Below are 6,214 nucleotides of genomic sequence, written 5' to 3' on the forward strand. Positions count from 1 at the left end.
CCTTGTTTTTTGTACCAAGCGATGTACTACAAGAAGGATAATGCAAGGTTTTTGAAAGTCCCAATCCTATTTTCTTGCACTAACATCGGACTTTAACAGGTCAAAAGCTTTATTTTAAAAGGGTTTTACCATTATTCAGCAAGCCCTACCTACTTAGGATCAGCTGAATAAATCTAAAAACCTTGTTGGATAGGACTTTTAGACTTTTTTCCCCTCAAAAAGTGCCAGCCATTGCGGGGATCGGGGGGAAAATTCAGGTGCTTTTTCCCTGAAAATTAGGTAATTGACCACCTGAAAATGGGTAAAACCCCACACCCCACACCCCACACCCCACACCCCGCCCCCAGGAAAAACATTTTCAGCAGACCCTACTTAGGATCAGCCCGTTCAAAGTGGTGCAAAAGACAAAAAAGCCAGCCGGATTTGTCCCCGCATCGGGGTGAGGAATTAACCAGGGAGAAAATCGCCCCACCACTAACCGCTAAACCGTCTTACTTTTGCCAGTTTTACTGCCTGGGGAAGTAGTTTTTTTAGTGGTGGTAGAAGTAGTTTTCTTGGTAGTGGTTTTCTTGGCAGTGGTTGTCTTGGCCGCTAGGGCGACTAAAGCTTGTTCTAGGGTGAGGGTTTCGGCGGTTTCTCCTTCGGGAATCTTGGCGTTGGTCTTACCGTGCTTGATATAAACTCCGTAGGGTCCCTCGTACAATCCCACCAATTCCCCATCGTCGGGATGTTTACCCAATTCTTTTAAGGGTGGTTTGGTAGAACCGCGGGCGCTGCGAGTTTTTTTCGGTTCGGCTAATAAGGCCAAAGCTCGATCGAGGGTTATGGTTAAGACATCATCGCCGGCTTTCAGGGAACGATATTCTTTTTCCTTACCCTGTTCCTGAACCACATAGGGGCCGAAACGCCCTAAACTGGCTTTAATTTTGCCTCCGGTGAGGGGATGGGTTCCCAGCAGTCGCGGCAGTGCTAATAAACCCACCGCTTGTTCGAGGGTGATGTCCTCGGGTTTGACTCCTTTGGGTAAGGAGGCGCGTTTCGGTTTGGGATTGTCATCGCTGATATCTCCTAACTGGACGTAGGGACCGTAACTACCCACCAGCAGATAAATCGGCTCTCCGGTGTCGGGATGAAGACCTAATTTATCCGGACCTTCGGTTTTTTGTCGCAGCAGGGTTTCTACCTGTTCGGGGTTCAGATCCGCCGGGGTTAAATCGGCCGGGATGGAAGCGGTGAGGATTTCATCCCCCCGGGGGACTTCCAGATAGGGTCCGTATTTGCCGATCTTGATAGTTGCCTGTAAATCCTCTAAAATCACCGATTTGGCGGTGCTAGAGTTAATTTGACTCTCGCGCTCTTTTACTTGGCTTTCTAGCCCCTTTTCGCCGCGATAGAAGCGATCGAGATAGGGCAACCATTGGGCGGAACCGGTGGCGATATCGTCGAGGGTTTCCTCCATTTTCGAGGTAAATTTGGGATCTACCAGGTCGGGGAAATGATTTTCTAACAAACTAACCACGGCAAAAGCGGTGAAGGTGGGAATCAAGGTTTTATTCCGCATTTGGGCATAACCGCGATCGATAATTGTGCCGAGAATGGTGGCGTAGGTGCTGGGTCGCCCGATTCCTTCACTTTCGAGGGTTTTTACCAGGGAGGCTTCGCTATAACGGGCGGGGGGTTGGGTATCGTGGCTAATGGCTTCTAGTTGGCGACAATTGGGGGTGTCACCGACGTTGAGGGCGGGTAAGATTATTTCTTGGTCGTCGATGGCGGCTTCGGGATCGTCGGAACCTTCCACATAGGCGCGGAAAAAGCCGGGGAAGTCGATTCTTTTGCCAGAGGAGCGAAATCCGGCATTTTCTACCTGAATATTGACGGCGATCTGGGTAATGCGGGCATCGGCCATCTGTGAGGCGACGGTACGTTTCCAGATTAAATCATAGAGGGCGAATTCTAGTCCGCTCAGGCCGGTTTCCCGGGGCAGGCGAAAGCTACTACCGGCGGGCCGGATGGCTTCGTGTGCTTCCTGTGCGCCTTTGCTTTTGGTGGTGTACTGCCGGGGTTGGGGACTGAGGTAATTTTTTCCGTACATTTGTTCTACACAATTGCGGGCGGCGGTGATAGCCTGATCGGAAAGATGGACGGAATCGGTCCGCATATAGGTGATGTAGCCCTGTTCGTAGAGATTTTGGGCGATTCGCATGGTGTCGCGGGCGGATATGCCCAGTTTCCGGTTAGCCTCTTGCTGTAGGGTGGAGGTGGTGAAGGGGGGGGAAGGTTTGCGAGTGGTGGGTTTTTCTTCGGTGTGGCTAACGCGCCAGATTTTGTCTTCGATGCGTTCTTTTAAGGCGGCGGCGGTGGCTTGATCCAAAAGTGTCACCTGGCGACCGGGGAGCAGTCTGCCGGTTTCGGCATCGAAATCGCTCCCATTTGCCACTTTTTGACCGTTTAAGGTGACTAATTTCGACTCGAATTGATTTTTGTCTTTTTCGAGGGTGGCTTTCAGATCCCAATAATTGGCGGTTTTAAAGGCTCGTCGTTCTCGTTCGCGCTGCACGAGCAGACGTACCGCCACGGATTGCACCCGGCCGGCGGATAACCCTTTGGAGATTTTTTTCCAGAGTAGGGGGGAGAGGGTATAACCGTAGAGGCGATCGAGTATGCGGCGGGTTTCTTGGGCGTGAACTAAATTTTCGTCGATGGAGCGACAATTTTTGAGGGCGGCTTGGATTGCTTCTTTGGTGATTTCGTGAAATACCATCCTTTTGGTGGGTATTTTCGGGTTGAGTACCTGCAAGAGATGCCAACTGATGCTTTCGCCTTCCCGATCTTCGTCGGTGGCGAGGATCAGTTCGCTGGCCCCTTTGAGGGCTTCTTTTAATTCTTTGACGACTTTACTTTTGGTTTTGGGGACGACGTAGAGGGGGTCGAAATCGTTCTCCACATCCACGCCTAAATTGGCCCAGGATTTGTCTTTGTGGGCGGGGGGAATTTCTTCGGCGGAGGCGGGCAGATCGCGGATGTGGCCCATGGAGGCTTGGACTCGATAGCCGCTAGGCAGATAATTGCTGATCGTCCGAGCTTTGGTGGGGGATTCGACAATAACCAGGGTTGACATAGGAATTGATCACGAGGGCATGGCCACAGCGACTGTTTTAGTTAGACTGACCATCTTTGTTTGATGATGGGCAAAAGTTACTATTTATCTTGACCGGCTTGATTCGGGTCAAAATCCACTTACTACGATAATAGAGATTAAAGCTGGTCTTTTGTCACTAACTTCTTAACAAAACTTAATATTTTTCTGGAGCAGGGAGATGGGAGCAGGGAGATGGGAGCAGGGAGAAGGGAGAAAAAAGCTGACTCGGAGAATACTGACTCCTAACCCAATGTTCGCCAAAGATAAGCAAAAATTATTTATTGACTCCAAAAACTTGAGAATATTTAAATTAACATTCCGCAATATTTACAAATTCTTAAAAATTAATTGAGAAAGATTTTTATTTAACAACGATGTTACAATGGTTACAGCGATTTTACTGAATTTCATAATGGGATATTCTGTGCTTTTTTAGGCAGCAATGGTTGAAACCCTCACCAAACCTAGAAGGTTATCCTAATTAGGGTTTGCTGAATAAATCTAAAAACCTTGTTGGATAAGACTTTTGGACTTTTTTCCCCTCAAAAAGTGCCAGCCATTGCGGGGATAGGGGGGAAAATTCAGGTACTTTTTCCCTGAAAATTAGGTAGTTGACCACCTGAAAATCGATCAAACCCCTTTCATCTGTGGTGGTGAAAATTTTTTCATCAGGACTGACGCCTGACGACCAACGCCTGACGACCGACTCCTAACCCCACCAACCAACTTTTTGCCGCAAACCCTAGTTATGTCTGATTTACGTCAATATGCTCCGGCAACAGAACGCAATCGTCAGCCGATTTTAGAAGTTCTCAGCCAATTTTTACCGAAGACTGGGAATATCCTAGAAATATCTAGCGGCACGGGTGAACACGCTGTTTTTTTTGCTCCTCGTCTTGCTCCTTGTCGTTGGATTCCCTCGGATTGTAACCCTCTGGCTCTAGATAGTATTCGCAGTTGGTGCGATTATTGTCCTAGTTCTAATCTCGATCGCCCCCTATTTATCGATGTTCATCAGTCAGTTTGGGCGGTAGAGACGGAAAATATCGTTATTAATGCGATTGTTAATATTAACATGATTCATATCGCCCCTTGGTCCGCTTGTTTAGCGTTAATGGCAGGAGCGAGTCGCATTCTCAGTCCGGGGGGAATTCTCTATCTTTATGGTCCCTATAAACGACAGGGAAAACATACTTCTCCTAGTAATGAAAGCTTTGATTTTTCTCTCCGTTCTCAAAACTCTACTTGGGGAGTTAGGAATTTAGAAGATGTGGTGCAAGCAGCGAGCGATCGAGGTTTACAATTGTTAGAAGTAATTCCTATGCCAGCTAATAATCTCTCGGTTTTATTTGCCTTAACATAGCAATTATCAGTGAACAGTAATCGGTAATCAGCTTCTAAAGGCAAAAGGCAAAAGGCAAAAGGCAAAAAAAAGAATCTGGCAATTCTCCTACCTAAAAAGAAGGTTATAAACTAAGTACATCAAAGCTTTTAGCTTAACCAATTAAGTAGGGAGGCACAATTATTTGTAGGATGGGTTAGCGGTAGCGTAACATAATCGGGCGTTGGGTTTCATGCTTCAACCCAACCTACGTTCTGATCACTGAAAAAAGCTCCCCACTTCCCACTGATAACTGATAACTGATAACTGATAACTTATTTCCAACCAGCGCGATTCATTACCTGTACCGCTTTGGCTAAATTAGGACCATAATTAGCCACGCTAACTGTATCTTCTTTCCCGCGTCCGAGTTTTGCTAGGAAAGGGTCTAAAGCAACCCCTGGAACGACGGGATATTCTCGATTACCCTTAGCAAAAAAGTTCTGTGCTTCATTGCTAGAAAGATATTCTAAAAATTTAATGGCCGATTCTCGATTGGGGGCAGTTTTAATTAAACCACCACCGCTAATATTAACGTGAGTGCCGCGGCCTGCTTGGTCGGGGAAAATTACGCCTACTTGGTCATAAATTGCCCGTTTAGCCGGGTCTTTTTCTTCGGCATACCCCGCTAAGTAATAGGTGTTAGCTAGGGCTAAATCGGCAATTCCTGCGGCTACAGCTTCGATTTGTGCCTTATCATTACCCTGGGGTGAACGGGCAAAATTAGCCACTAATCCCCGACACCATTTTTCTGCGGCTGCTTCTCCTTGGATGTCGATTAACCAAGCGGTAAAAGATTGACTATAGATGTTACTAGACGACCGAGTGACGACTTTTCCTTTCCATTTGGGATTGGTTAAATCTGCATAGGAATCGATTTCTCTGGGGTTAACTCTGTCTTTGTTATACATGATTACCCGCAAGCGTTTACTAAACCCGAACCAGTGACCTTTGGGGTGACGCAAATTAGCGGGAATTCTTTGGGTGAGAATGCGGGAATTGACCGGGGCAAAAATTCCCTGTTGGTCGGCCCGCCATAATCTCCCGGCATCTACCGTCAGGAGTATATCAGCAGGACTATTGCTGCCTTCGCTTTTAATCCGTTCGATTAATGGATCCGCTTCCCCTTCCACGAGGTTAATTTTTATTCCCGTTTGTCGGGTGAAGTTGTCATACAATCGTCGGTCGGTGTTGTAGTGACGGGAGGAATAGAGGTTTAATTGTTTAGTTTGGGCGGAAACTTCGTTTATTTTCCCTAATTGACCCACTGCTAACGCTAAGGTGGCTGTTCCCGCGCCTAGAAAGACTCTCCGAGTTATTTTATCGTTCATTGCTCGATTCTTGGTAAAGTTGTCTTTTCCTATTGTACAGCTATTGAGAATAATTCTTATCTGCGGGAGAAATTATTTGTCGAACTAGGGCGGTAAATGGGGAAAAATCGGGCGAAAATCAGGTTTTTTTGTTTTGATGGGGCTAATAAATCCTCGAATCTATCGCTAGTTAAGTTCAATAAGCCCGAGATGTTACCCTAAGCTCGATCGAGGGTATTGTGGATTGACATCCTCGCCGCCGTAAAACGGACGGCGATTCCCAAACCTCACGATTTAGGTTTCTGCTTCTTTCCCTTGCGGGGTTCCGCACCTGCCTTAACAGATTTACTCTGTTCTGGTCTTATGGTCGCTCTACAGACTGAC

Annotated in this window: 5 protein-coding genes; 1 reads left to right on the forward strand and 4 read right to left on the reverse strand. The window is 47.1% G+C overall.

Annotated elements, in window-relative coordinates; genetic code table 11:
- Window positions 1-481 precede the first annotated feature (481 nt).
- The 3 genes from topA to O9332_RS03555 form a co-directional block, all read right to left on the reverse strand.
- Window positions 482-3,118, reverse strand: coding sequence for a type I DNA topoisomerase (gene topA / locus O9332_RS03550; RefSeq protein WP_002762074.1), 2,637 nt, complete (start codon window positions 3,116-3,118; stop codon window positions 482-484).
- A 165-nt stretch (window positions 3,119-3,283) separates the two neighbouring features.
- Window positions 3,284-3,463, reverse strand: a complete 180-nt coding sequence (locus O9332_RS28290; protein WP_071825112.1) for a hypothetical protein — start codon at window positions 3,461-3,463, stop codon at window positions 3,284-3,286.
- Window positions 3,464-3,620: 157 nt separating this feature from the next.
- Window positions 3,621-3,800 carry a hypothetical protein gene (locus O9332_RS03555; RefSeq protein ID WP_223213063.1) on the reverse strand — a complete coding sequence of 60 codons (180 nt, stop codon included), beginning with the start codon at window positions 3,798-3,800 and terminating at the stop codon, window positions 3,621-3,623.
- Between the two features lie 87 nt (window positions 3,801-3,887).
- Here O9332_RS03555 and O9332_RS03560 point away from each other — a divergent pair, with 87 nt between their 5' ends.
- Window positions 3,888-4,502 (forward strand): DUF938 domain-containing protein, encoded by a 615-nt coding sequence (locus O9332_RS03560; protein WP_002762072.1) that lies wholly within the window; start codon window positions 3,888-3,890, stop codon window positions 4,500-4,502.
- A gap of 293 nt (window positions 4,503-4,795) precedes the next feature.
- Here the strand turns inward: O9332_RS03560 and O9332_RS03565 are convergent, their stop codons facing one another.
- Window positions 4,796-5,851: a Fe(3+) ABC transporter substrate-binding protein gene (locus O9332_RS03565; protein ID WP_002762070.1), complete on the reverse strand. Its 1,056-nt coding sequence runs from the start codon at window positions 5,849-5,851 to the stop codon at window positions 4,796-4,798.
- Window positions 5,852-6,214 lie beyond the last annotated feature (363 nt).

Source organism: Microcystis sp. LE19-10.1B, from assembly GCF_027530565.1.
GTDB lineage: Bacteria > Cyanobacteriota > Cyanobacteriia > Cyanobacteriales > Microcystaceae > Microcystis > Microcystis aeruginosa.

Coding starts and splice junctions, on each gene's coding strand:
- topA (WP_002762074.1), bottom strand. CDS start 3,118: ATGTCAACCCTGGTTATTGTCGAATCCCCCACCAAAGCTCGGACGATC.
- O9332_RS03560 (WP_002762072.1), top strand. CDS start 3,888: ATGTCTGATTTACGTCAATATGCTCCGGCAACAGAACGCAATCGTCAG.
- O9332_RS03565 (WP_002762070.1), bottom strand. CDS start 5,851: ATGAACGATAAAATAACTCGGAGAGTCTTTCTAGGCGCGGGAACAGCC.